The sequence below is a fragment of the Nonomuraea sp. NPDC049637 genome (assembly GCF_040675235.1).
GTDB lineage: Bacteria > Actinomycetota > Actinomycetes > Streptosporangiales > Streptosporangiaceae > Nonomuraea.
The window spans coordinates 1-22683 of the sequence record NZ_JBFAOM010000002.1; the positions used below are offsets into that span (position 1 = coordinate 1).

The following is a 22683-nucleotide window of genomic DNA, read 5'->3' on the forward strand; positions in this document are numbered from 1 at the left end:
CCCGACCCGCTGACCGGCCAAGACCGCTGCTACCGCAGCGGCGACCTGCTGCGCCTCACCGCCGACGGGCAGATCGAGTTCCGCGGCCGGGTCGACGACCAGGTCAAGGTACGCGGCTACCGGGTGGAGCTGGGCGAGGTCGTCACCGCGCTGCGGGCGCTGCCCCAGGTCGCCGAGGCCGTGGTGCTGCCCGTCGGCGAGGGCAAGGCCAGGCAGCTCGCCGCCTGGGTGACGCCCGCGACCGTGGAGGCCGCGGCCGTGCGCTCGGCGCTGCGTGAGCGGCTGCCCGACTACATGGTCCCGGCGCACGTCGTCGCCCTGGACCGGCTTCCGCTCAACCCGAACGGGAAGATCGACCGGGCTGCCCTGCCCGAGCCGGTGGCCGAGCAGGCCGCGTACGCGGCGCCCTCGACGCCGAACGAGGAGCTGGTCGCCGGGGCCTTCGCCCGGGTGCTCGGCGTGGAACGGGTCGGGGCGGGCGACGACTTCTTCGCCCTGGGCGGCGACTCCTTCGCCGCCGTCCGCGCGGTCAAGGAGATCGGCCGCGGCCTGCGGGTGATCGACCTGTTCACCCGGCCCGCCGTGGCCGACCTGGCCGCCTACCTGGGCCGCGAGGACGGCGGCGGGCTGCTGCACCGCCTGGGCGGCAGCCGGACCAGCGAGTTCACGCTGGTGTGCGTGCCGTACGGCGGCGGGTCGGCGGCGGTGTACCAGCCGCTGGCCCGGGCGCTGGGCGGCCGGGTGGAGGTGCTGTCCGCCGAGCTGCCCGGCCACGACCCCGCCAGGCCCGACGAGCTGCCGCTGCCGCTGGCGGAGCTGGTGGACGTGCTGGCCGCCGAGGTGGCGGCGACCGCGTCGGGCCCGGTCGCGATCTACGGCCACTGCGTGGGCTCCGCGCCCGCCGTCGCGCTCGCGCGGAAGCTGGAGTCCGACGGCGTGCCCGTGCTGGGCGTGATCGCCGCCGCCAGCTTCCCGGCCGCACGGCTGCCCGGAATGGTCAGGCGGCTGTTCGGCGGCGACCGCTGGGTGTCCGACCGGCTGTTCCGCGACGCGCTGCGCGCCTCGGGCGGCCTGCTCGACGACATGGACGAGGCCGCCAAACGCACGGCCGTACGCGCCATGCGGCACGACGCCGACCAGGCGCAGGAGTGGTTCGGCCACGAGCTGGCCGGCGAGGGCACGCCGCTGCGCGCCCCGATCCTCAGCCTGGTCGGGGAACGCGACCGGGCCACCGAGCTGCACGAGGAGCGCTACACCGAGTGGGCGGCGTTCGCGCCGCGGGTGGAGCGGGCCGTGCTGCCCAGGGCCGGCCACTACTTCCTGCGCCACCAGGCCGAGCCGCTGGCCGCCGTCGTGCTGGCGCACCTGACCCGCTGGGCGGCCGGGACGCTGCCCGATCCGGTGCGCCCGCCCGAGCGCACCAGACTGGGGCCCTTCTACACCGTCGCCGGCGGGCAGATCGTCTCGGCGCTGGGCACGGCGCTGAGCTCGTTCGCGCTCGGCGTGTGGGCCTACCAGCGCAGCGGCGAGATCCTCGATCTGGCGCTGATCACGATGCTGGCGCAGATCCCCGCCGTGCTGCTCACGCCCTTGGGCGGCGCGCTGGCCGACCGGGTGGACCGGCGCAAGATCATGCTGGCCTGCGACGCCCTGTCCGGGATCGCCATGGTGGCGCTGGTGCTGCTGCTGACCACCGACCGGCTGGAGTTCTGGAACGTCTGCCTCATCGTGGGCGTGACCTCGGTCGTGTCGGCGTTCCAGCAGCCCGCCTGGCTGGCGGCGATCGCGCAGCTGGTGCCCAAGCCGTACCTGCCGCAGGCCAACGCGCTGGCCAACGTGGGCTTCGGCGCGGGCAACGTGGTCGCGCCGCTCGCGGGCGGCGCGCTGATCGGCCTGTTCGGGTTGTCAGCGGTGGTGGCCGTGGACGTGGCCACGTTCGCGGTCGGCGTGCTGACACTGCTGCTGGTGCGCTTCCCCGACCGGCTGTTCCACCGGCGCGAGGAGACGTTCACGGCGGCGCTCACCGGCGGGTGGCGGTTCCTGCGCCGGCGGCGTCCGCTGATGGTGATGGCGCTCTACTTCGCGGTGGTCAACTTCTGCACCGCGCTGATGTGGGTGCTGGTCACCCCGGTCGTGCTGGCCATCGGCGACTCGGCCGACCTCGGCGCGGTGACCGCCGTCGGCGGCGTCGGCGCGGCCGTGGGCACCGGCGTGGTGCTGGTGTGGGGCGGCACCCGGCGGCGGGCGACCGGCATGATCGGCTTCGTCGTCGGGTCCGGGCTCGGCGTGGTGCTCATGGGCGTGTGGCCGGTCGTGTGGCTGGTCGCGGCCGGGTTGTTCGTCCGGCTGGCGTGCATGAGCATCGGCAACGCGCACTGGCTGTCGATCATCCAGGTCAAGGTGGGGCCCGAGCTGCAGGGGCGGGTGCTCGCGGTGAACATCATGATCGCCACGGCCATGCAGCCGATCGGCTTCCTCTCCGCCGGCCCGCTGGCGGACTGGGCCGGACGGTTCTCCGACGGGCCCGGCGGCGGCGCCGGGGTGGTGCTGCTGGCCAGCGGCGTGTTCCTGGTGCTCTGGGGGCTGCTGGGGCTGCGGCACCGGCCGCTGCACCACCTGGAGGACCTCGTCCCGGACGCCGCCCCGCCCTCCGAGGCCGCGGCCGACCTGGACGCCATCCAGGAGAGGGTGCTGAGCGCATGAACGGCGGTGCTGAGCCCATGGAAACGGAGAAGGCGGCGGGGGTGCGGCTGGTCACCGTGGCCGACGTCCGGGCGGCCGGTGACCGCATCGCGCCGTACGTCCGGCGCACGCCGCTGCTGCGGCTGTCCGGCGAACGGCTCTGGGTCAAACCGGAGAACCGGCAGCCCACCCGCTCGTTCAAGGTACGCGGCGCGGTCAACGCCGTGGGCCGGCTGGCCGGGCGCGGCGTCCGGCACGTGGTGGCGCAGTCGTCGGGCAACCACGCCCAGGCCATCGCCTACGCCGCCGCCGAGCACGGGGTGCGGGCGACCGTCGTCCTGCCGGACACGGCGCCCGAGCTGAAGGTGGGCGCCGCGCGCCGGCTCGGCGCCGAGGTGGTGATCGTCCCGCCCGCGCTGCGGGAGGAGGCCTGCCTGGCGCTGGCCGACCGGTTCGGCGCGACGGTGATCGGCTCCGACGCGTTCGACGTCATCGCCGGGCACGGCAGCGCCGGGACCGAGATCTGCCTGGACCTGCCGGACGCCGGGACCGTCCTGGTGCCCGTCTGCAACGGCGGCCTGCTGGCCGGGATCGCGGTGGCCGTCAAGGCCGCCGACCCGGCGATCCGGGTGATCGGCGTCGAGCCCGAACTGGCCGCCGACGGGACGGCCAGCTTCCGGTCGGGCACGCGCACGGCGTGGCCGGTGGAGCTGACCTACCGCACGCGGGCCGACGGACTGCGCGCGCCGGTGCTGGGTCCCCTGGCCTGGGAGCACATCCACCGGTACGTGGACGACATGGTGACCGTGACCGAGGACGCCATCGACGACGCCGCCGGCCTGCTCCAGCGGGAGCTGGGCGAACGCGCCGAACCCAGCGGCGCGGTGGCCACCGCCGCCTACCTCGCCCACCAGGCGCACCTGCCGCCGGGACCGGTCGTCGCCGTCCTCTCTGGTGGCAACGTCGCGATCAACACGGAACCAGACAGGAGCCCCTGGCACGAAGCACGTGATCGCCTTTCGTCGCGCGCGCCCGACTGGCGGGAATGATCCCGCTGGTCGGGAACGTGCGCGAACCGGGCCTAACCGAGACGCTCCCGGCCCTTGTCCGTCAAGGACGCCAGGTGCACCCCCACGCCGAAGGTGGTGAAGCCCGACCTGGCCGCCTTCGTGAACTCCGCGACCACCACGTCCGACGGAAAGTCCTTGACCAGGACGTCGTAGGCCGCGAATCCGTGATCCCGGACGGCGGCGAGAACCATGTCCGTGGTCAGCTCGGGGTGTTCCACGATCTCCTCCAGCAGGTCGCCCTGCCTTCACAGTCGCACCGTTGCCGCCACCTGTCATCCGCAACGACTCCTTCGGTCCCCGCTCCCGGCTCCCCGCAGCCGGGCGGGCGCTGGGGTTGGCTCGTGGCCTCGCTGCTCGCCACCTGGCTCCATCGGTCGCGCCGATGAGCTTCAGCGCTGGATTGACGGACGTGTACAAGGAGTTCGACTGGCTGGCCACGTACGGCCCGTTCCATGACGTCTCGTACGTGTCCTTCGCCCGATCCCTCACCCCTCGCGAAGCGCTGACCCGCCTCGGCGCAGGGCCCGGCGACATCGAGCAGGTGACCTTCGACGGTCTTCAGGAACGAACGATGGAGTGCATCGACGCCGACCACCTGCGCGGTGGCTACGTGGGCGCACTGGAGACGGCGGGCTGGACGGTGCTCGTCCAACTCTGGACGCCACCAGCCCGCTGCAACCGCCTGCTGCCGGCTCTCTCCCACGGGACCGAGGTCGTGTCGATCGAGCGGAACCTCCACGCCGACGACCACTTCACCTACGCGACCGACGGCGAGCAGATCACTCGCTTCAACCACCTCTCCCCTCATGCGCGCATGGGCAGCGATCCCGACCGATTGCTCGTCGAGATGCGGGAGGTAGGGCTGGATCCCGACCACGACCGGCAGGGCCCGGGCATCCACGCCTCGTTCCAACGGTCGTTCGCGCTGGCGAAGAAGCTCACTGGTTTCGCCTTCTCCCGGAGCATGCTGGACTCGCGATTCCTGGCCATCGTGATCAGGAACGAATGATCAGCACTCCGTCGGTACGGGTCCCGATGTGTTCGCCCGGCGATCGCCGCTATGAACGCGACCGGCGCAGGCGGGCGTGCAAGGTGTCGATGCGCCGGTACAGCACTTGGTGGTCGGGCGGTTGAGTGCTCTTCCACAGCCGCACCTTCCTGTCGGCGCCCGCGGTGACGAGCAGATGGCCGTGCGGATGGAAGGCGATGGCCCGGACGGGACCGGTGTGGCCGTCGAGAGGCCGCCCCACCTGCTGCCCGGAATCGAGCTGCCACAACCGGACCAACCCGTCATCGCCGGCGCTGGCCACCAGGTCCGCCCCCGGGTGGAAGGCCACCGACCGGACCGGGCCGATGGGGCCGACGAAGGGGGGCGCCGTGGCGCGTCCCGACGCGGGATCCCACAACCGCACCGTTTCGTCGTCGCCGCCGCTGGCCAGGAGGTGCCCGTCCGGATGGAAGGCCACCGACCAGACGGCGCCGGAGTGACCTTCCGCCTCCGCCCCCTCCACCGGCCGGTACAGCTCATGCAGGGGATCGAGGACCGGCTCCGGGGGGTGTTCCGTCCGGACCGTGGACCCGGTCTCGGCGTCCGGCGGGCGACCGCGCTGCGAACGCAGGTCGTGGGCGGCGATCCACAGGGCCTTGAACTCCGTGACGTCGCCCTTCGACGCCTCCACCACGAGCTCCAGGTTGCCCCACCGAGGCAGGCTGACGCAGCGGATCACCCCCTGCGCGGTGGAGTGGCTCATCGCGCCCGTCTGCCTGGCCAGAGCCCGGCTGCTGGGCTCGCCCGCGTGGAGATGCAGGTCCCGCAGGCGTTCCCGCAGAACGGCCAGGGGATCCTCCGGCAGGGGGCTTGCGGAGACATGGTGATGTCAGGATTCCAGAATCCCGGGGAACGCACACCCACCCGTGACGGATCGGTGCACGCCCTCGGCACCGGCCGAGGTGAACGCCGATCTCCGGAATCGTAGGGAAGCTCCATGATGCTGCCCCACCTGGCCGCACTGGTCGTGACGAGCGCCGCGCTGGTGACACTCCCCGCCATGATCTACATGTTCTCGACCGACTCGGGCCGCCGCTCCCGAGCACTACGCCTGCTGCGCCTGCTGCTGCGCCGTTGATGCCAGTGGCGCGAGAAGGCAGCCGACCCGGACCATGCCTCGGGCTCCCGCCCGTGACGGCGCCCCCGGATGGCCAGGGCTACCTGCCGCACAGGGCGGTGCCGAAGGCTTCGAAGATGTGTGCGTCGTTCTTCGGGGTGCCGGTCACGTAGAGGGTGACCGCGCGGCCCGAGCGGTCGCGGCCGCTGAGGACGCGGGTGCCGGGCAGGCCGCCGTCGTGCATCCAGGCCGGGCCGCAGGCGAACGGGTAGGAGTAGACGCCCAGGCCGTAGTCGGCCTTCGGCGGGTCGTCGGCCGGGACGGTCCGGGCGAGCATCGTCCTGATCGTGGAGGCGGGCAGGGACTGCCAGAAGCGGTTCAGGTCGTCGGGGGTGGAGATCAGGCCGCCCGAGGCGCCGAAGCGGTAGCCGGGCTCCAGGGTCGTGTCGACCACCTTGCCGTGGCCCTTCGGGTCGAACGGGTTCACGCCGTAGGTGTGGGCGTGCCTGCCGCGGATGTCCAGCTCGTTCTGACGCGGCCAGTAGGTGTGCCGCAGGTTCTTCAGGACGCCCTGGCGGGTGACCGTCCGGAAGTCCTTGCCCGTGACCTTCTGGATGAGCATGCCGGCCACCAGGTAGTTCGTGTTGGAGTAGGCCCACTTCTCGCCGGGTTCGCCGGTGGGCTCGGCGTCCAGGGCCAGACGCAGGAAGCCGGCGTCGCCGCCGATGTGGGCCGGGTCGATCAGCGGCAGGTACTCGGGCAGGCCGCTGGTGTGCGTCAGCAGTTGCCGCACGGTGATCGGCCTGCCGTCGAGCAGGCCGGGCGCGTACTGCTCCGCCTGGGCGTCCAGATCGATCTCACCCTGGTCCGCCAGGCGCACCACGGTGGCCGCGACGACCGACTTGGTCACACTGGCGATGCGGAAGTGCGCGTCCGCGCCGACCATGGGCCGGTCGGCGCCGCGTTCGGCGACGCCGGACGTCCACGTCCTGACCCGGCCGCCGGGCTCACGCACCGACACCAGCGCACCCGCCAAACCGTCCTGCCGGGTCAACCGGTCAAGCTGCTGCTGCAGGGCGGGCGACGGCGGCTTGGCGGCGGCCGGCGCCGGCGACGCGGCGCCCAGCAGGACGACGGCGGCCGCAGCGACGGCAAGATACTCACGCATGTTCTCGGCAACTCCCTTGGACGAGGTGACGTGCCCATCCTTCGGCCGCCGGGCGCCGGAATCGATCATGCCGACCGGTGTCCCGATGGTGGGGACTGCCCTACCACGCCCGGAACTTCCCCGGCCGGGGGCGCGGTCAGGACCGGGCCGCACGTGCACGATCGTCATGAGCCCGGCCTGCCGTGCCCCCGCAAGCTCGGGCGATCGACGCCACCATCAGCGAAGTTTCAGATAGTTTGCCCCCTGTTGTTTTGTTCGATCAAGGAGGAAGACAGATGCCTGACAGGCTGACCCGACGCGATTTCGGCCGGACGATGGGCCTGGCCGGGCTCGGATTGGCCGGCGCCGGGCTCCTCGCCGGTCAGCCGGGCCGGGCGGACGCCGCCGCCGGGACGTGGAAGACGACCGGAACCCTGGGAGCCGGGCTGGGCAGCTTCGACAGCACGATGAAGGCTTTCATGCAGGCCCGTAACCTGTCCTGCGGATCGCTCGCCGTCACCCGCAAGGGCAAGCTCGTCCTGGCCCGCGGCTACACGTGGACGACCAGCACCACCCTGAAGACCCAGCCGACCTCGCTGTTCCGGATCGCCAGCCTGAGCAAGCCCATCACCGGCGCGGCCGTACTCAAGCTGGTGCAGGACGGCAAGCTCAAGCTCACCGACCGGCTGCCCGACCTGCTCCCCCTGACGCCGCCGTCCGGCAGGACGGTGGATCCGCGGCTGAAGGACGTGACCGTCCTCAGGTTGCTGCAGCACCTGGGCGGCTGGGACTCCTCCGTCACGGCCGATCCGATGTTCAGCGACCTGGCGGTCTCCAGGGCGCTCGGCGCGGCGCTGCCCGTCCGCCAGGCCGACATCATGCGGTACGCCAGCGGCCTCCCCCTGGACCACGACCCAGGCAGCACCTACGCCTACGCCAACTACGACTACCTGCTGCTCGGCCGGATCATCGAGAAGGTCAGCGGCATGCCGTACGGCACGTACGTGCAGCAGAAGATCCTCGGGCCGCGCGGCATCACCCGGATGAGGCTCGGGCGCACGCTCAAGGCCAACGCCGTCACCGGCGAGGTGCCGTACGTCTCGAAGTACACCGGGAAGACGGTGTTCGACGCCTCCGGAACCTCCGTCCCGGCTCCGTACGGTTCGTTCAACCTGGAGAACATGGACGCGCACGGCGGCTGGCTGGGGACGGCGGTCGACCTGGTGCGCTTCGCCGGGATCTTCGACGCCGCCGGCTCGGTGCTCACCTCGACGTCGATCTCCCGGGCCTTCGCGCAGCCCGAGACCGGCGTCAACGGCGACGGCTGGTGGTACGGCTGCGGCTGGTCGGTCCGCAACGTCACCGGCGGCCGCAACACCTGGCACACCGGCAGCCTCCCCGGCACCTACACCCTGCTGGTGCGCCGGTATGACGGGCTGACCTGGGCCGCCCTGTTCAACCAGCGCGACGACGCCTCCGGCCTGAGCTACGCCGACATCGACCCGGCCCTCCACAAGGCCGCCAACGCGGTGACCACCTGGCCCACCGTGGACCTCTACGGCACCTACCTCTGACAAAACCCACCGCCGACCGGCTTCCGGCACGTGAGGCCGGTCAGGCGGGAAGCTCTCGCATGCCTGGACGGCGACTGTCCCGGTGTCCCACCGAGCCCGTCACTCCCGTGTCGAACAATCTACGGGCATGGATTCCGCAAGACGCCCTGTCACCACGGACGTCCCGACCAGGCCGACCTACGCTGCCCGCATGGCTTTTGTTATCCCAGAGATCAAGGTCGGCCTGGCCGAGCTCGGTGGCGGGCCTGACGCCTGGTGCTCGAAGTGCGGCAAGCGGGCGACCCTGTACGCCGTTGACCCGGCGAGCGGAAGACCCACGTACGTCTGCACGGCCGATGCCGGTTCCGAGGTGGAGGCAATGCTCCTGCGCTCCCCCGACTAGCGGGTCACCACCGCGATGCCGCCCCTTCAAGCCTTCGCGCTCGCGCCCGTACCCATGAGTGTCCGCCCCCGGGGAACGGGCGCCCCACGCCGTCCGAGCGTCACGCTCGCCGGGTGACGGCGTTCGTCGCGGACGAGACTTCAGCCCCCCGTCCGACCGGACGAGTTCTTGAGCCCCACAGTCCGGACGTCTACGCTCGCGCCATGCCCATGATCACCGTGTTCGCCGGATTCATCACTCTGCTGGTCGCGGTCGTGTACGGGGCCAGGCGCCGGCTGGCGGTGGTGACCGTGCGGGGGGAGAGCATGGTGCCGGCGTTGCGGCCCGGCGACCGGTTGCTGGTGCAGCGCGGGAAGGCGCTCCGGCGCGGGCAGATCGTGGTGCTCGAACCGATCGGGCCGGGGATGCGCTGGCGGGACGGGCCGCTGCCGCCGGTCGCGGCCGCCGACTGGGTGGTCAAGCGGGTCGCGGCGCTGCCGGGTGAGCCGGTGCCGCCGCAGTGCCCCGGTTCGCCCGCCACGGTGCCGCCCGGAAAGCTCGTGGTGCTGGGCGACGGGGAGGTCAGCGCGGACTCGCGGTTGTGGGGGCTCGTCCCGGCCGATCGGGTTCTGGGGGTCGTCCTCCGCACCCTTGTTAGCAGGTCCTAACAGCCGCATACTCCAGTATGTCCGGACATTTCCTGACAACGGGGCTGGGATATGCGTCTGGTCTTTTCTGCCGCAGGGCTGGCCGCGACGACGTTCACCATCTCCCCACTGCATCACACCCTGTTCGCCGCCCTGTGCCTGCATCATCCCGGCTTCGCCGTGCCCGGATCGCCGTGGCGGGATCTGGCGCGCAGGACGCCTGCCAGAGCCATGCCGTTCGTACGTCGTGTCCACCACGCGCCGCACAGCGTGTCCGGCTTCCTCTGGGCCGATCTGCCGCTGCCGCCCGGAGCGGGCACGCTCAACGACGAGCTCGACGTCCAGCCCGGTCTCGGCGACGTCGCCGACGCGCTGCGCGCCTTCTACGTCAGCTGCGTGGCCCCCGAGTGGGACGCGATCCGCCTCCGCCTGAGCGCGCACGTGAACCGCTGCTCCGAGCTGATCTGCGTGCGGGGCTTCGGCCGTACGCTGCCCAGGCTCACCCCCAGGCTGAGCTGGTACGGCTGCGCCCTGCAGATCGACACCTCGGACCTGTGCCCGTCGCCGGTGGAGCTCGGTGACGGGGGCGTGACGCTCTCGCCGCTGATGTGCGCCAGCCGCCGCTTCCTCGCGTTGTCGCCGCCGCGCGGCGACAAAAGGGCCGTCATCGCCTATCCGGTCAGCGACGAGGGCGCCCTCCGCCCCGCGACGCCGGACGCCCTGGCCCAGGTCGTCGGGCAGGCCCGTGCCAGGGTGCTGCGCTCGATCGGCGGCGGCTCGGCGACCGGCGAGCTGGCCAGGTCGCTGGCGGTGAGCGCCTCCACGGTGTCCGAGCACGTGACGGCGTTGCGGCTGGCGGGACTGGTGAACACCTACCGCGAGGGCCGGGCGGTGCGGCACGTGCTCACCTCGCTGGGGCACGAACTGCTCGAATACAGTGCCTGATTTGTCGCATTTCGGTGGCAGTCCGAAAGGATTGCCCCTCCCCTGACCCGATGGTGATGATCAGGCGAACACAGCCCCTCTCACCCAGGAGGTCGGATGACTCGCACACTCAAGGCGTTGGGCGACCGGATGCTCGGCGCCCTGCTGCCCGCCAGCACCGCGGACGCCAGGGGGTGCCCCTACGAGTGCTGGTGCTACCACTGGCTCGACCACACCGCGTGGACCTGCGTGCGGCCGGACTGCACGACCTACGTGTCCTGCTACGAGTGCTGCTGACCCTCCACACCCCGCCCACGACCCCACCGCAGCGGGCCGTGGGCGGCCCCACCCGTGAGTGCGAGGACCCGCCCGTGAAGGAGCGCCGTGCCGTACCCGAAGCCATGCCGTACATAGAGCCATGCCGTACGTAGAGCTGGGCTGCAGGGCCGTGCTCTGCCTCGTCTTCCTGGCCGCGCTGGCGGGCAAGGCCACCGGCTGGCGCGCCTTCGTGTCGTCCGTCCCCGGTCTGGTTCCCGGCGTGCCCGCCGCGCCGGTCGCGGTGGCCGCACTGGCCGGCGAGAGCGCCGCCGTGGCGCTGCTCGTCCTGGGCGAGCGCGCCGGGTTCGTGCTGGCCGCCGTGCTGCTCGCGGCCTTCGCCGCCGCGATCCTGCGGGCCCTGCGCCGCGGCTCCGCCGCCGCCTGCCGGTGCTTCGGCGTCACCGCCGCTCCGCTGAGCCGCGCCCAGATCGTCCGCAACCTGGTGCTGATCGTGGTCGCGGTCACCGGCTGGGCGACGCCGGGCGGGCCCGTCGAACTCGCCGGGGTGGCGCTGGCGCTGGCCGCCGCCGCGGTGCTCGCCGCCGTGCTGGTGCTCTTCGACGACCTCGCCGACCTTCTCCTGGAGAGGAACCTCTGATGCCGTACGTCATCGCAGCCCTGGTCATCGTGGGCGTCATGAGCGCGCTCAACCTGGTGCTGACGTTCGCGGTGATCCGCAGGGTGCGCCACGCCGAGCAGCACGCCGCTCCCTCGGGGCCGCCGTTGCTGCCGGTGGGCTCGACCGTCCCCGACGTGCGCGGGATCGGACGGCCCTCGGTGATCGGCTTCTTCGACACCGAGTGCCAGGCCTGTCCCGGGCAGCTGCCGCCGTTCCTCCAGCTCGTCGCCGACGCGGGCTACTCCCCCGCGCAGGTGCTCGCCGTCGTGTCCGGCCCCGGCGGGGAGAGCTACGCGGACGCGCTGCGCGGCAGCGCCACCGTGATCGCCGAGCCCGCCAACGGGCCGGTCTGCCTGGCCTTCCCCAACTCCGCCTTCCCCGCCTTCTACCTGCTCGACGACTCCGGCCGGGTCAGGTCGCGCGCGGTCACCGTGGCCGGGCTCGGCGCTCCCGTCACCGCATGACCCACGACGTCCCGCCCGGCGTGGTGCGGCTGGCCGGGCGGGCCGTGACGGTGTGGGGGCTGGCCTGGCGGGCCGCCCCGCTCGCCGCCGTCTGCTCGGTGCTCGCCGTCCTCGCCGGCGGCACGACGCCGGTGGCCGCCGCCTGGTGCACCAAGCTGATCCTGGACGGCCTGGCGGGCGGCCGTGCCGTCCTGATGCCGACGATCATGCTCGGCGCGGTGGGGCTGGTCGCCGCGCTGCTGCCGCACCTGACCGAACACACCGACGGACGGCTGCGCCGCGGCATGGCCCTGCTGACCCGCGAACGCCTGTTCACCTCGGTCAACACCTTCGTCGGCCTCGGCCCGTTCGAGAACCCCCGCTTCCGCGACCGGCTCAGGCTGGCCGAGCAGGCCGGGACCGGCGCGGCCAACCAGATCCTGGCCCCCAGCCTGTCGCTGGTGCGCGGGCTGGTCACGCTGGCCGGGTTCGTCGCCGCGCTCATGGCGCTGAGCCCGGTCATGACGGCGATCGTCCTGCTGTCCGCGCTGCCGTCGCTGGGCGTGCAGCTGTCGCTGAGCAGGCGCAAGGTGGGTCTCGAGTGGCGGATCAGCCCGGCGATGCGCCGCCAGATCTTCTACGCCGACCTGCTCACCTCGGTCGAGCCGGCCAAGGAGGTGCGGCTGTTCGGGCTGGGCGCGTACCTGCGCGACCGTCTCCTCGGCGAGATCCGCGCGGTCAACCACCAGGAGCAGGCCCTGGAACGGCGCGCGCTGGCCGGACACGGGCTGCTCGCCCTGCTCGGCGCCGCGATCGGCGGCGCGGGACTGATCTGGGCGGTCGCCGGCGGCCGTCTCGGCGTGGGCGACGTGGCCGTCTTCGCCGCCGCCGTCGCCGGGGTGCAGGGCGCGCTGTCGGGCGGGGTCACCCAGCTGGCCCGGCTGCACCAGGCGCTGCTGGTCTTCGGACACTACCGCGCCGTCGTCTCCGCCGCCCCCGACCTTCCCGTACGCCTGCCCCCCCGCCCGCTGCCCGCCCTCCGCTCCGGGATCGAGATGCGAGACGTCTGGTTCCGCTACGGCGAGGGGCAACCGTGGGTGTTGCGCGGGGTGGATCTCACCATCCCGCACGGCGCCTGCGTCGCGCTCGTGGGGCTCAACGGCGCCGGCAAGTCGACGCTGGTCAAACTGCTGTGCCGGTTCTACGACCCGTCGCGCGGCGCGATCCGCTGGGACGGGACGGACCTGCGCGACGCCGACCCGGCCGAGCTGCGCTCCCGGCTGACCGCGGTCTTCCAGGACTACGTGGCCTACGACTTCACGGCGGCGGAGAACATCTCGCTCGGCTCGCTCGGCGCCTCACCCGAGCAGGTCAGGGCAGCGGCCCGGCTGGCCGGGGTGGACACGGCGCTGGACGCCCTGCCGCACGGCTACGACACGATGCTCAGCAACCGTTTCCTCGACGCCGCCGAGACCTCCGGCGTCGTGCTGTCCGGCGGCCAGTGGCAGCGGCTGGCCCTGGCCAGAGCGTTGATCAGGGGCGAACGCGACCTGCTCGTCCTGGACGAGCCGAGCGCCGGGCTCGACGCGGAGGCCGAGCACGCCGTCCACCACAGGTTGCGCGAGCATCGAACCGGCCGCACCAGCCTGCTGATCTCCCACCGGCTGAGCGCCGTCAGGGACGCCGACCTCATCGTGGTGCTGGCGGAGGGCAGAATCGCCGAACAGGGCACCCACACCACCCTGATGGCCGCGGCCGGCGAATACGCCCGCCTGTTCACCCTCCAGGCCAGCGGCTACACCGCCGACCTCGCCTCAAGACGCGGGCGGCGTTGAGCCTGCGCTCACCCAGGCGTGCAGCGGGACGTGATCAGACCAAGTGCTCCGGGCGTGATCGACGAAGCACTTCCGTACGCGGCCCGCGCCGGCGAACACGTAATCGATCTTCCGCCTGCCGGTCACGTAGGTCCAGCGCCGGCGCGGGTCGCATTCGTCGCGGCCCTTGTAGGCCGCGGCGGCGTCGCGCGGCACGAGGTTGAGGTCGCCGCCGATCACCCCCCGGCCGAGCTCGAACAGCTCGCGCAACTGGATGTGCCGGTAGGGCCTGCCCTTCTGCCTGTCGTCGTAGCTCGACCCCGACGAGAAGTGCGCGGTGCAGAACGCCCGGTCGGCCGTGCAGACGGCGTACCTGCGGGCTCCCCACGGCGGCGAGGTCAGCGGGTGGACGACGAGGCCGGTGTCCGCCCCGGCCACGGCCAGGGTGACGCTCAGCACCCCTCGCGGCCTGCCGTTCCTGTCGGGCAGGCACTGGTACGGGGAACCGTCCGAGTACTTCAGCCCGGCCGACCGGACGCTCCAGTTCCGGCCGGTACGGCGTTCGAGCTCGTGTTCCAGGTCGGCGTCGGCGCCCGTGCAGAACTCCTGGAGGAACACCACGTCCGCCTCGGTCGCCAGCACCGCCACGTGCCAGGCCAGTTCGGCGGCCGAGCGGCGATAGAGCGCGCACCCGGCGTTGGTGCCCGCGCAGACGTTCCACGTCATCACGTGGCGGACAGGGGGCTGCGCCTGTACGGACAGGTTCGGTAACAACAGCCCGGCGATCATGAGCTGCCTGATCATCGGCCTCCTTCGGTCAGCGACAGCCCTCGTCGATACGCAGGATCTGGTGGAGACAGAGGTGTATCAGATTATGCGATCGGCGGATCTTCCCTCCTGAAACGTACTCCGGCAGGGGGTGCTCGTGTCCGAACAGCGCACCACGTACGAACTCGTCGAGGCAGTGGTCGTCAGGCTCAGGCCCGACGAAGTGGAGCTCGTGCCCGACCTCTGGGCCGCCTACGTCAACCATCCCGATCCTGAGCGCGCCGGGGAGCGGCTTCTTGGCTCGGGCGTTCTGGCCGACGTCGCCGGCTGGGCGCCGATCGTTGTCTCCTTCGTCGGCGGAGCCGTACTGGAGGCGCTCAAAGAGGAGATCACCGAGCGTACCCGCGGCGTGTTCGGGTGGAGAGCCAGGCGCAAGGCCAGGCGGCAAGCCCTCACTGAGCCGCTGGCGCTGAACGGGGAGCAGCGCCGCAGGATCTGCGCGGCCGTACTGTCCCGCGCCCGCGCGCTCGGCATGTCGCCTGAGCGGGCACAACTCCTCAGCGACGCGGTCGCCGGTGAGCTCCAGCGCGAAAGCGAGCCTCAGGAACCGTGAGCGCGCCCCCCGACCCGTTCGCCCTGCCCCCGCCCAGCACCTCCCGTCTGCGGTTGCTGTTCCTCACCGTGGGGGCGGGCGCGTTCTTCGCCGGCTACTGGTTCCTGGTGCTCGCGCGGGACGGCTGGGGCGCACGGAACCGGGCGTGCGCCCAGCTCACCGACGTGGCCGGCTTCCTCGACTGCTCGACCAGGGTCCTCGTCCTGCAGGCGCTGGTCCCACTCGCCGGGCCCGCTCTTGTGGCGCTGCTGGTGCTGCTGGCCCACGTGGCCGCGCCGTACGTGATCACCCTCCGGTACGGCGCGGCGCGGCTCGAACCGTGGCCCGCCGTCGTTCAGCAGACTGTCCAGGCTGCGGGCCTGCGCAGCCCGCCCGTGCTGATGCTCAGCGATCGGGGCATGCTGCCCTGGATGTTCACGTACGGCAGACGCCCGCACCATCGCATCATGCTCGCCCGCTCCGTCGGCGCCTACGCCAGGACCGACCCTTCCACGGTCACCGCGACGCTCGCCCACGAACTCGGTCACCTGCGTAACCGGGACGTGGACCGTACCTACCTCGGCGTGTTCGCGGTCACCGGCTTCGCGCTGCTGGTGGCCCTGCCGATGGCACTGTCCGCCACCACCACGCTCGGGCCGGCCCCCGCGCTGGCCGTCGCCTGGCGTACGGCGGTGGTCTGCCTGCTGGTCACCACGACCTTCACGGCCGTGATCAGGGCCCGCGAGCACGACGCCGACCTGCGCGCAGGCCAGTTCAGGCGGGCGGACATGCTCGGCCTGCTGTCCAGGGGCCGCCAGGAACAGCGCCGGCTCCTGCGGCTCCACCCGCGGCTCGACGAGCGGCTCAAGGCGCTGCGCGATCCCGGGAGGCTGCTGCGCCCCTCGATCGCCGAGGCTGTGACGGCGGGGATCGCCGCCGGTGTCGTCGTCACCGAATCGGGCGTGATCCTGCACACCGTCCTCCCCGCGCCTCCCTTGGTCGCGTACTGGGTCGCCGGCTTCGTGGTCGCCGTGCCGGTGACGGGGGTCGCCGGGCTCGGCGTGTGGCGGGGCGCCCTGGTCCGGCCGTTCGCCGTAGGGCGGGCGCTGGCGGCGGGCTTCGCGTTCGGGGCCGGGCTCCTGGCGGGGGCGATCCTGGCGCCCAGGACGAGCGTGCAGTGGAGCCGGTGGCTGGCCGGCGCGCCCGACCAGGCGTCCGTCATCGGCCCTGAGCAGATCCCGCCCGGTACGGCGATCTGGATGGCGGCCGCGATCCTCCTCCTGACCACGGCGGTCTTCGGCTGGCTGGCGCTGGCCGCCGGCGCCTGGCTGCCGCGGTCGGGGCCCCGCGCGTGGCGGTACGCGGCCCCCTTCGCCGCGGTGCTCTTCGGGGTGGTCATGGGCACGTGGTTCGCCGCGGCGCGGCTGGCGGCGTCCGAACGATGGAGCCCGCGGAGCGTCGCCGCCCTGGTGATCACTCCTCAGGTCGCGATCGTGCTCTCGGCGCTCACCTTGATCGCCCTGTCGGCGCTGTGGCCACTCGTGCGCGGGGCGCCCGTGCACGCGGTGGCGGCGGTGGTGATCGCCATGGCTCTGCTGCCGTCGTACCTGGCGCTGTCCTCCAGTCCCGTCCAGGTGACGGCCACCGTCCGGCAGCCGGCCCTGCCTGATTCCACCCAGGCCGGAGCGATCTGCCTCGGGCTGTACATCGCCGGCATCGGCGTCTACGGGGACCCCGGCGATCATGCCGCGAGGCAACGGCTCGGCCGGCTGCTCCGCGCCGCTGACGACAGCCTGCTGAACGAGATCGGCGAGATGTTCCTGCGCAGCGCGAGCACCAGGTCGACGGACCTGGCGGCCCTGGCCTGGACCGCCTTCGTCAGGCGCTGCGACCACCTGAACCGCTACCACGACAAGGCCGTGTCCGATCCCCCGCCCCCGTTTCCCACTGAAGGTTGGTGAACCAGATGCCACTCGGCCGGCTGCTCCTCGTCGTCAGCATGGCTCTCGGCCTCCTTACCGGCACCGCCCGGGCCGGCGCGCTCCCGCCGCTGAGCCGCGGCCTCCTCACCGCCGCCGACCTGCCGAAGGGCTATCACGCCTGGACCGCCGAACACCAGGCGTACAGCGCCAGCAGCAAGCCCGCCTGCTCGAAGACCATGGACGAGCTGGAGTTCAGCACCCCCAGGTTCCGCGGCGTCGAATACGCCCGAGCCGGCTTCGCCAAGGGCGATCTCGGGCCTTGGATCATGGAGAACCTGCGCCGGTATCCCGACGCGAGCACGGCCGACCACGACTTCACCCGCATTCTCGACGTCCTGAGCGGCTGCTCCGCCTTCAGCCAGACCTACACGGGCCAGGATCCCGCGGTCATCACGGTGACACTCACGCCCATTCGCATGGCCAAGGTCGGCTCGCGCAGCAAGGCTCTCTGGGTCACCGCCAAGACCAACGGCACGTGGACGTACGGCGAGATCCTCGTGCTGTCCAGAGTCCGGGGAACCTTCATGATCCTTTCCCAGCTCGGCTTCAGGAGACCCTCTCCGAACACCGCCCAGGCGATCGCGGACCGGGCCGCAGCCAGGATGCGCAAGGTGGCCGGCTGACAGCGAGAGCCGGCCGGGCGGCGGACCGCGCGCCGGCCGGCTCCGGTCCGTCCGGGCTCGACGCGTCACCGACGCCGTCCCAGGGCCGTGGGTGTGCCCGGGAGGCGGGCGGAGGGCCGTTAGACTACACCGGTGTTCGCGCGCGTTCCCCTGGCCGTCCGCTCATGGCCGGCCTGGTGGAGAGCCCGGCCGCCCTCGGTCAAGGACGGCGCGCTCGCGGCGACGCTCACCGCGCTGGCATTCGTCCCCACCCTGTCGGTCATCGGAGCGCAGCTCGGCGACCTGCCGCGGCGGCCTGCCGATGCCCTGGCGGTCGTGCTGACCGTGGCGCAGTCGGCGCCGCTGGCGCTCCGCAGCCGCCACCCGGCGGCGTGCCTGGCCGTCATCGGCGCCGCCTTCGCCGTTCATCAGGCGCTCGGCTGTCCGCCGACGTTCGCCAGCATCGGCTTCTACCTGGCCCTGTTCACGGCCGGCGCCCATCAGGCCCGGCACCGTCGCACGCTCGCGGCGGCGGTGAGCGCCGGCTACGCCGCGCTGGCGGTCGTCCTGAGCTGGTGGGGGTCTGCCAACCGGATCTCGGACTTCCTCGCTTTCTATCTGGTTCTGGCGGTGATCTGGATGGCCGGTGCGGTGTTGCGCCGGTGGCGGGCCGAGGAGGCCGAACGGCGGCGGCTCGGCGCGCTGGCGGCCGGCGCCGAGGAACGCGCCCGCATCGCCCGTGAGCTGCACGACGTGGTCACCCATCACGTGACCGCCATCGTGGTGCAGGCCGACGCGGCACAGTTCCTGGTCGGCACCGCGCCGGAACGCGCCGGGCAAGGGCTGGCCGCCATCGGCGACACCGGCCGGCGGGCGCTGACGGAGCTCCGGCATCTGCTCGGCGTGCTGGAGGCGACCGGCGACGACGCGCTCACGCAGCGGACGCCGGGCCTCGACAATCTCGCCGACCTGGTCGAGCAGGCCCGCTTCTCCGGCCAGCCCGTCGAACTGACCGAGCACGGCGAGCGCCTGCCTCAGCCCGTCGACGTCGAGCTGGCCGCGTACCGGGTGGTTCAGGAAGCGCTCACGAACGCCATCAAGCACGCGACGGGCCGGCCCACCAGGGTCACGGTCCACCACCGCGCCGGCCACCTCGACATCGAGGTGACCACCGACGGGTCCGCTCCGCTGGAAGGCCCCGTCGTGCCGTCCGGAGGACGGGGGCTGGAGGGGCTGCGCCGGCGCCTCCAGATGCTGAACGGCGAGCTGTCCGCCGGCGCCCGGCCCGGGGGCGGGTTCAGCGTCCGGGCTCTGATCCCCCTCAGGAGCACCGCATGACCAGTACGCCGATCCGGGTGCTCATCTGCGAGGACCATGAGCTGGTGCGTACCGGCTACACCACGATCTTCTCCGCCCAGCCCGACATGGAGGTCGTCGGGGATGCCGCGGACGGCCGCGCGGCGCTCGAGGCCGCCCGGCGGCTGCTGCCGGACGTCGTCGTGATGGACATCCGGATGCCCGTCCTGGACGGCATCGAGGTCACCAGGCGACTGGCCGGGCCAGGCGTCGTCGCTCCGGTGAAGGTGCTGGTGGTGACCACGTTCAACGTCGACGAGTACGCCTACGAAGCGCTCAGGGCGGGCGCCAGCGGCTTCCTGCTCAAGGACGCGCGGCCGGCGGAACTGGTGGACGCCGTACGCACCGTCGCGCGCGGCGACTCCCTGCTCGCGCCCGCCGTCACCCGGGCCCTCATCGGCCACTTCGCCGAGCGCCTGCGCCCCACCGACTCCGCCCGGCCGGCCCTGCAGGAGGTCGTGCGGGCACTGACCCAGCGGGAGCTGGAGGTTCTCGAACAGCTCGCTCAGGGCCTGTCCAACGCGGAGATCGCCACCCGGCTGTCCATCAGCACCGAGACCGTCAAGACGTACGTGTCGCGGATCCTGACGAAACTCGACCTGCGCGACCGTGTGCAGGCGGTCGTGCTCGCCTACCGGGTGGGATTGGTGTCCGCCGATCAGGGTTGACGCGGCGGCCGGCCGCCTTGCGATCAGGCGGAGAGCTCGGCGCGGTGCGGCCGAGGCCGGATCCGGCCGGCGCGGGCCGCCCGCCGCAGCAGGAGAATCGTGGGCACCATGCAGACCAGCAGCGCGAACAGGCTGGCCTCCGGGCCGAAGACGCCGCCGGTCAGCACGGTCGGGCCGGACAGCGTGACGTTCAGCAGGCCCTCGGGCGGCGCGGCCGCTCCGGAGACCGTGACACCGAAGATCCCTGCCTGGGTGAAGTTCCAGGCGAAGTGCAGGCCGATGGGCAGCCACAACGATCGGGTGGCGACGTAGGCGGCGGCCAGCATGGCTCCGCCCGTCAAGGCGATCGCGAACGCGCCCCACAGGGTGGCGTGGGGGTTGACCAGGTGCATCGCGCCGAACAGCAGCATGGACACGACCAGGGCGATCACAGTGCCGGTGCGCTCCTCCATGATGCGGAACACCACCCCGCGAAACAGCAGTTCCTCGGTGACGGCGACGCCCGCCATCAACCCCGCGCTGCCGAGGAAGCCGCCGAAGGATCCCCACGACAGCTCCTGCCAGCCACCGAACACCGCGATCAGCGCCATCAACCCGATGAACAGGCCCGCCCCGAGCAACGTTCCGCGCAGCAGCTGGGACCATCGCCGCGTCTTCCCGACCTCGGGGATGTCCGGACGGAGCTCGACGGCCCGGCACAACCAGCGGTAGCAGGCGACGGCGAGGACGGCCAGGCCGACCCCCACCGGCAGGGCGAGGATCGGTACGGGCGAGACGAGTTGGTTGATCCCCGTCGTCACCGACATCACACCGAACAGCGCGACCAGCAGGACGGGGAACCGGAACCTGCGCAACCGGCCACGCGCCGTGGCCGGACCGGTGTGCGGAGGGGTGGTCTTCGGATGCTCCGGGGACGCCACGATCTCGATCCTTTCGATCAAGTGGGCCGCGGTGTCTTCCGCGGCTCAACCGAGGCTAGGGATCGCAGCCGGGCATGCCATCCCCCTGGAACGGACAGAGCGGTAGCTCTCAGGAGGGATCAGGAACCGTCCCGGTCTCTGCCCCTGCGCGCCGCCGCCCCTTCGCACCGGTGCCCGCCGCGCGCTACGCCACGTCGAACTCGTTGCCCTCTGGGTCCGCCATCGCCACCGCATAGTGATCGACTCCGGGCTGCGACAACACCCGCACCACGGACGCCCCTGCCTGGACCAGCCGCTCCACCTCGGCGTCCACCCGCGCCCGCCGGACCTCCAACGGCACGTCCGCCCGCTTGCCGCCCACCTTCACATCCAGGTGCAGCCGATTCTTGACCGTCTTGGCCTCGGGCACCTGCTGGAACCAGATCCTCGGGCCGTGCCCCTCGGGATCGACGATGCTGTCGTTGCAGTCGCCCTCGCCCAGCTCGTCCTCGGGCACGCCGATGCTGAGCCAGTACTCCCGCCATGTGCCGAACTCGTCCGGCGGCGGCTCCACCGTGTACCTCAGCGCGCTCGCCCAGAACCGGGCCATGCGGTCGGGCGAGGCGCAGTCGATGACCAGCTGGAAGGAAACCATGGCAGCCATCCTGCCCGGCTGCCATGGCCTCGACGGACCCGCGGGCACCGACGCCTCCGGACCGGCCCTCCCTCTCCTGGGACCTGTCCACCGCTGCGACCGAGTCCGCGTACCGGCGTCAGGGGACGGCCTTGAGCAGCCAGAGCTCGTTCGTGTCATGACCGGGTTCGAACTGCACCACGCGTGCGCCCGGGTCGGTGGAGGCGTTCGCGACCGCCAGAACCTTGCCCGAGTGCTTGGCGATGAGCCGGTAGACGCCCGCCTCGTGCTCCTTGAGGTACCAGATCTGGCTGGGACTGCCGTTGATCCCCCACTGCATCGCGAAGTCGGCGTTCTGGTTCGCCAGGGTGACGTCGAGGGCCTTGCCGGAGTGTTCGGCGATGAACTTGTAGCCGCCCTCGGCGGGTTCCAGGCGGAAGATCTGGTTGGCCCGGCCGTGGGGGGTCCACTGGATCACCCAGCCCCCGTCGGACATGTCGCATTCCATGATGTCGAGGGCGAGCCCGGACTTCTTGTTGATCAGGGTGGCTCGGGCCGGGATGTCCATGGAGGTCCTCTCGGGCTGGGGCAGGAGGTGGCGGGACGCCGCCTTGCCTCCATAAGAGACGATCGTGCATGGGAAATCACCCTTCAACCGTGACCGCTTGCGGACAGGGTCTCCGACCGCACCTGGTCGTCACAGCGGGTCACCCGAGCTTGAGCAGCAGTTCGGTGAGCTCGGCCGGCATGGTGATCATGCAGTCGTGGCCCGTCGGCAACTCCCACACCTGCGCCGGGCTGCCGTTGGGCTGCGTCGCCGGGACGGGCCGCCGCTCGATGCCCTCCGGTACGCCCGCCACGCAGTGGATGTGCGTCCGCGGGATCGCGTGCGTGGCGGGGTTGTCCAGCCGGACCGGCTGCTGGAGGCAGAGCGCCGGCTGGTCGGACAGCATCGTCCGCAGCCAGGCCACGTCCGCCGGGTCGGTGACCCCGAACAGGCCCAGGGGCGGCGGCAGCTCGGGCATCGGCGGGATGCGCCAGCCGGTCCCGGACCGCGCGGCGCGGTCGATGAGGGCCTGGGTGACGGGGTGCACGTCCACCGCGCTCTCGCCGTCCTCCGGGACCATCGCGTCGAGGTAGACCAGGTGGGCGATGCGTTCCGGGATGCGGTTGGCGGCGGAGGAGATGACCAGCCCGGCGTAGCTGTGGCCGACCAGGATCACGTCGGTGAGGTCGTTCGCGGTGATCAGCTCGACGATGTCGCCGGCGTGGGTGTCCAGCCCCACCTCGGGGCCGAGCAGATGGGCCTTGTCGCCGTGGCCGGTCAGCGACGGCGCGGCCACCCGGTGCCCGGCGGAGGTCAGGAGCGGGACCACCCGGTCCCAGCATCGTCCGCTGTGCCAGGCCCCGTGTACCAGCACGTACGTCGACATGTGCGGCTCCTTGCTCATCGAAAGAGGTGTTCGGTCCCGAGTGAG

The 22683-nt window shown here is 72.1% G+C and carries 25 protein-coding genes; 17 read left to right on the top strand and 8 right to left on the bottom strand.

The window, feature by feature from the left end:
* Together AB0J71_RS02410 and AB0J71_RS02415 are read left to right on the top strand one after the other, a co-directional pair.
* Window positions 1-2703: MFS transporter (locus tag AB0J71_RS02410; protein ID WP_364412177.1), on the top strand; the 2703-nt coding region annotated here is incomplete at its 5' end.
* A 17-nt stretch (window positions 2704-2720) separates the two neighbouring features.
* Window positions 2721-3731, top strand: coding sequence for a pyridoxal-phosphate dependent enzyme (locus AB0J71_RS02415; RefSeq protein WP_364412180.1), 1011 nt, complete (start codon window positions 2721-2723; stop codon window positions 3729-3731).
* A 32-nt stretch (window positions 3732-3763) separates the two neighbouring features.
* On the opposite strand, the gene AB0J71_RS02420 is transcribed toward AB0J71_RS02415, so the two are convergent.
* Window positions 3764-3970 (bottom strand): hypothetical protein, encoded by a 207-nt coding sequence (locus tag AB0J71_RS02420; protein WP_352327996.1) that lies wholly within the window; start codon window positions 3968-3970, stop codon window positions 3764-3766.
* A gap of 164 nt (window positions 3971-4134) precedes the next feature.
* Here AB0J71_RS02420 and AB0J71_RS02425 point away from each other — a divergent pair, with 164 nt between their 5' ends.
* Window positions 4135-4761, top strand: coding sequence for a DUF6461 domain-containing protein (locus tag AB0J71_RS02425; RefSeq protein WP_364412183.1), 627 nt, complete (start codon window positions 4135-4137; stop codon window positions 4759-4761).
* 49 nt (window positions 4762-4810) lie between these two features.
* On the opposite strand, the gene AB0J71_RS02430 is transcribed toward AB0J71_RS02425, so the two are convergent.
* Window positions 4811-5503 carry a hypothetical protein gene (locus AB0J71_RS02430; RefSeq protein WP_364412186.1) on the bottom strand — a complete coding sequence of 231 codons (693 nt, stop codon included), beginning with the start codon at window positions 5501-5503 and terminating at the stop codon, window positions 4811-4813.
* A 234-nt stretch (window positions 5504-5737) separates the two neighbouring features.
* Between AB0J71_RS02430 and AB0J71_RS02435 the strand changes: the two genes are divergently transcribed.
* Window positions 5738-5878 (top strand): hypothetical protein, encoded by a 141-nt coding sequence (locus AB0J71_RS02435; RefSeq protein WP_352328000.1) that lies wholly within the window; start codon window positions 5738-5740, stop codon window positions 5876-5878.
* A gap of 79 nt (window positions 5879-5957) precedes the next feature.
* Here AB0J71_RS02435 and AB0J71_RS02440 read toward each other — a convergent pair whose 3' ends face one another.
* Entirely contained in the window at window positions 5958-7025 is a 1068-nt protein-coding gene (locus AB0J71_RS02440; RefSeq protein WP_364412188.1) for a serine hydrolase domain-containing protein, read from the bottom strand.
* 275 nt (window positions 7026-7300) lie between these two features.
* On the opposite strand from AB0J71_RS02440, the gene AB0J71_RS02445 reads away from it, so the two are divergent.
* The 8 genes from AB0J71_RS02445 (at window position 7301) to AB0J71_RS02480 (ending at window position 13725) form a co-directional block, all read left to right on the top strand.
* Entirely contained in the window at window positions 7301-8578 is a 1278-nt protein-coding gene (locus AB0J71_RS02445; RefSeq protein ID WP_364412191.1) for a serine hydrolase domain-containing protein, read from the top strand.
* Between the two features lie 190 nt (window positions 8579-8768).
* A complete protein-coding gene (locus tag AB0J71_RS02450; RefSeq protein WP_352328003.1) occupies window positions 8769-8960 on the top strand; it encodes a hypothetical protein in 192 nt (63 codons plus the stop codon).
* Window positions 8961-9163: 203 nt separating this feature from the next.
* On the top strand, window positions 9164-9607 hold the full coding sequence (locus AB0J71_RS02455) for a S26 family signal peptidase (protein ID WP_352328004.1): 444 nt from the start codon (window positions 9164-9166) through the stop codon (window positions 9605-9607).
* 51 nt (window positions 9608-9658) lie between these two features.
* Window positions 9659-10531: a winged helix-turn-helix domain-containing protein gene (locus AB0J71_RS02460; protein ID WP_364412194.1), complete on the top strand. Its 873-nt coding sequence runs from the start codon at window positions 9659-9661 to the stop codon at window positions 10529-10531.
* Window positions 10532-10627: 96 nt separating this feature from the next.
* Window positions 10628-10807: a hypothetical protein gene (locus tag AB0J71_RS02465; RefSeq protein ID WP_125645566.1), complete on the top strand. Its 180-nt coding sequence runs from the start codon at window positions 10628-10630 to the stop codon at window positions 10805-10807.
* A gap of 121 nt (window positions 10808-10928) precedes the next feature.
* Window positions 10929-11426: a MauE/DoxX family redox-associated membrane protein gene (locus AB0J71_RS02470; protein WP_364412197.1), complete on the top strand. Its 498-nt coding sequence runs from the start codon at window positions 10929-10931 to the stop codon at window positions 11424-11426.
* Window positions 11426-11911 (top strand): hypothetical protein, encoded by a 486-nt coding sequence (locus AB0J71_RS02475; RefSeq protein ID WP_352322651.1) that lies wholly within the window; start codon window positions 11426-11428, stop codon window positions 11909-11911. The genes AB0J71_RS02470 and AB0J71_RS02475 overlap by 1 nt, the downstream gene beginning before the upstream one ends.
* Window positions 11908-13725, top strand: coding sequence for an ABC transporter ATP-binding protein (locus tag AB0J71_RS02480; RefSeq protein WP_364412200.1), 1818 nt, complete (start codon window positions 11908-11910; stop codon window positions 13723-13725). The genes AB0J71_RS02475 and AB0J71_RS02480 overlap by 4 nt, the downstream gene beginning before the upstream one ends.
* Here the strand turns inward: AB0J71_RS02480 and AB0J71_RS02485 are convergent.
* Window positions 13705-14508 carry an endonuclease/exonuclease/phosphatase family protein gene (locus tag AB0J71_RS02485; protein ID WP_364412203.1) on the bottom strand — a complete coding sequence of 268 codons (804 nt, stop codon included), beginning with the start codon at window positions 14506-14508 and terminating at the stop codon, window positions 13705-13707. The genes AB0J71_RS02480 and AB0J71_RS02485 overlap by 21 nt on opposite strands.
* A gap of 121 nt (window positions 14509-14629) precedes the next feature.
* Here AB0J71_RS02485 and AB0J71_RS02490 point away from each other — a divergent pair, with 121 nt between their 5' ends.
* The 5 genes from AB0J71_RS02490 to AB0J71_RS02510 all read left to right on the top strand — a co-directional run bounded on the left by AB0J71_RS02490 (window position 14630) and on the right by AB0J71_RS02510 (window position 19672).
* Window positions 14630-15085 (top strand): hypothetical protein, encoded by a 456-nt coding sequence (locus tag AB0J71_RS02490; RefSeq protein ID WP_352322654.1) that lies wholly within the window; start codon window positions 14630-14632, stop codon window positions 15083-15085.
* Window positions 15082-17025 (top strand): M48 family metalloprotease, encoded by a 1944-nt coding sequence (locus AB0J71_RS02495; protein ID WP_364412205.1) that lies wholly within the window; start codon window positions 15082-15084, stop codon window positions 17023-17025. The genes AB0J71_RS02490 and AB0J71_RS02495 overlap by 4 nt, the downstream gene beginning before the upstream one ends.
* Window positions 17022-17669, top strand: a complete 648-nt coding sequence (locus AB0J71_RS02500) for a hypothetical protein (RefSeq protein ID WP_352322656.1) — start codon at window positions 17022-17024, stop codon at window positions 17667-17669. The genes AB0J71_RS02495 and AB0J71_RS02500 overlap by 4 nt, the downstream gene beginning before the upstream one ends.
* A 132-nt stretch (window positions 17670-17801) precedes the next feature.
* Window positions 17802-18986 carry a histidine kinase gene (locus AB0J71_RS02505; protein WP_352322657.1) on the top strand — a complete coding sequence of 395 codons (1185 nt, stop codon included), beginning with the start codon at window positions 17802-17804 and terminating at the stop codon, window positions 18984-18986.
* Window positions 18983-19672 carry a response regulator transcription factor gene (locus tag AB0J71_RS02510; protein WP_364412207.1) on the top strand — a complete coding sequence of 230 codons (690 nt, stop codon included), beginning with the start codon at window positions 18983-18985 and terminating at the stop codon, window positions 19670-19672. Before AB0J71_RS02505 ends, AB0J71_RS02510 begins: the two co-directional genes overlap by 4 nt.
* A gap of 23 nt (window positions 19673-19695) precedes the next feature.
* On the opposite strand, the gene AB0J71_RS02515 is transcribed toward AB0J71_RS02510, so the two are convergent.
* From AB0J71_RS02515 to AB0J71_RS02530, 4 genes are all read right to left on the bottom strand, one after another.
* Window positions 19696-20592, bottom strand: coding sequence for a type II CAAX endopeptidase family protein (locus AB0J71_RS02515; protein WP_352322659.1), 897 nt, complete (start codon window positions 20590-20592; stop codon window positions 19696-19698).
* Between the two features lie 184 nt (window positions 20593-20776).
* Window positions 20777-21226, bottom strand: a complete 450-nt coding sequence (locus AB0J71_RS02520) for a VOC family protein (RefSeq protein ID WP_364412209.1) — start codon at window positions 21224-21226, stop codon at window positions 20777-20779.
* 118 nt (window positions 21227-21344) lie between these two features.
* Window positions 21345-21773 (bottom strand): RICIN domain-containing protein, encoded by a 429-nt coding sequence (locus tag AB0J71_RS02525; RefSeq protein WP_352322661.1) that lies wholly within the window; start codon window positions 21771-21773, stop codon window positions 21345-21347.
* A gap of 139 nt (window positions 21774-21912) precedes the next feature.
* A complete protein-coding gene (locus tag AB0J71_RS02530; RefSeq protein WP_352322662.1) occupies window positions 21913-22638 on the bottom strand; it encodes an alpha/beta hydrolase in 726 nt (241 codons plus the stop codon).
* Window positions 22639-22683: the final 45 nt, after the last annotated feature.

Bases quoted from the DNA above. Each gene is read 5' to 3' on its own strand.
- AB0J71_RS02415 (WP_364412180.1), top strand. From the start codon at position 2,721: ATGGAAACGGAGAAGGCGGCGGGGGTGCGGCTGGTCACCGTGGCCGAC.
- AB0J71_RS02425 (WP_364412183.1), top strand. From the start codon at position 4,135: ATGAGCTTCAGCGCTGGATTGACGGACGTGTACAAGGAGTTCGACTGG.
- AB0J71_RS02430 (WP_364412186.1), bottom strand. From the start codon at position 5,503: ATGAGCCACTCCACCGCGCAGGGGGTGATCCGCTGCGTCAGCCTGCCT.
- AB0J71_RS02435 (WP_352328000.1), top strand. From the start codon at position 5,738: ATGATGCTGCCCCACCTGGCCGCACTGGTCGTGACGAGCGCCGCGCTG.
- AB0J71_RS02440 (WP_364412188.1), bottom strand. From the start codon at position 7,025: ATGCGTGAGTATCTTGCCGTCGCTGCGGCCGCCGTCGTCCTGCTGGGC.
- AB0J71_RS02445 (WP_364412191.1), top strand. From the start codon at position 7,301: ATGCCTGACAGGCTGACCCGACGCGATTTCGGCCGGACGATGGGCCTG.
- AB0J71_RS02450 (WP_352328003.1), top strand. From the start codon at position 8,769: ATGGCTTTTGTTATCCCAGAGATCAAGGTCGGCCTGGCCGAGCTCGGT.
- AB0J71_RS02455 (WP_352328004.1), top strand. From the start codon at position 9,164: ATGCCCATGATCACCGTGTTCGCCGGATTCATCACTCTGCTGGTCGCG.
- AB0J71_RS02460 (WP_364412194.1), top strand. From the start codon at position 9,659: ATGCGTCTGGTCTTTTCTGCCGCAGGGCTGGCCGCGACGACGTTCACC.
- AB0J71_RS02465 (WP_125645566.1), top strand. From the start codon at position 10,628: ATGACTCGCACACTCAAGGCGTTGGGCGACCGGATGCTCGGCGCCCTG.
- AB0J71_RS02470 (WP_364412197.1), top strand. From the start codon at position 10,929: ATGCCGTACGTAGAGCTGGGCTGCAGGGCCGTGCTCTGCCTCGTCTTC.
- AB0J71_RS02475 (WP_352322651.1), top strand. From the start codon at position 11,426: ATGCCGTACGTCATCGCAGCCCTGGTCATCGTGGGCGTCATGAGCGCG.
- AB0J71_RS02480 (WP_364412200.1), top strand. From the start codon at position 11,908: ATGACCCACGACGTCCCGCCCGGCGTGGTGCGGCTGGCCGGGCGGGCC.
- AB0J71_RS02485 (WP_364412203.1), bottom strand. From the start codon at position 14,508: ATGATCAGGCAGCTCATGATCGCCGGGCTGTTGTTACCGAACCTGTCC.
- AB0J71_RS02510 (WP_364412207.1), top strand. From the start codon at position 18,983: ATGACCAGTACGCCGATCCGGGTGCTCATCTGCGAGGACCATGAGCTG.
- AB0J71_RS02520 (WP_364412209.1), bottom strand. From the start codon at position 21,226: ATGGTTTCCTTCCAGCTGGTCATCGACTGCGCCTCGCCCGACCGCATG.
- AB0J71_RS02525 (WP_352322661.1), bottom strand. From the start codon at position 21,773: ATGGACATCCCGGCCCGAGCCACCCTGATCAACAAGAAGTCCGGGCTC.
- AB0J71_RS02530 (WP_352322662.1), bottom strand. From the start codon at position 22,638: ATGTCGACGTACGTGCTGGTACACGGGGCCTGGCACAGCGGACGATGC.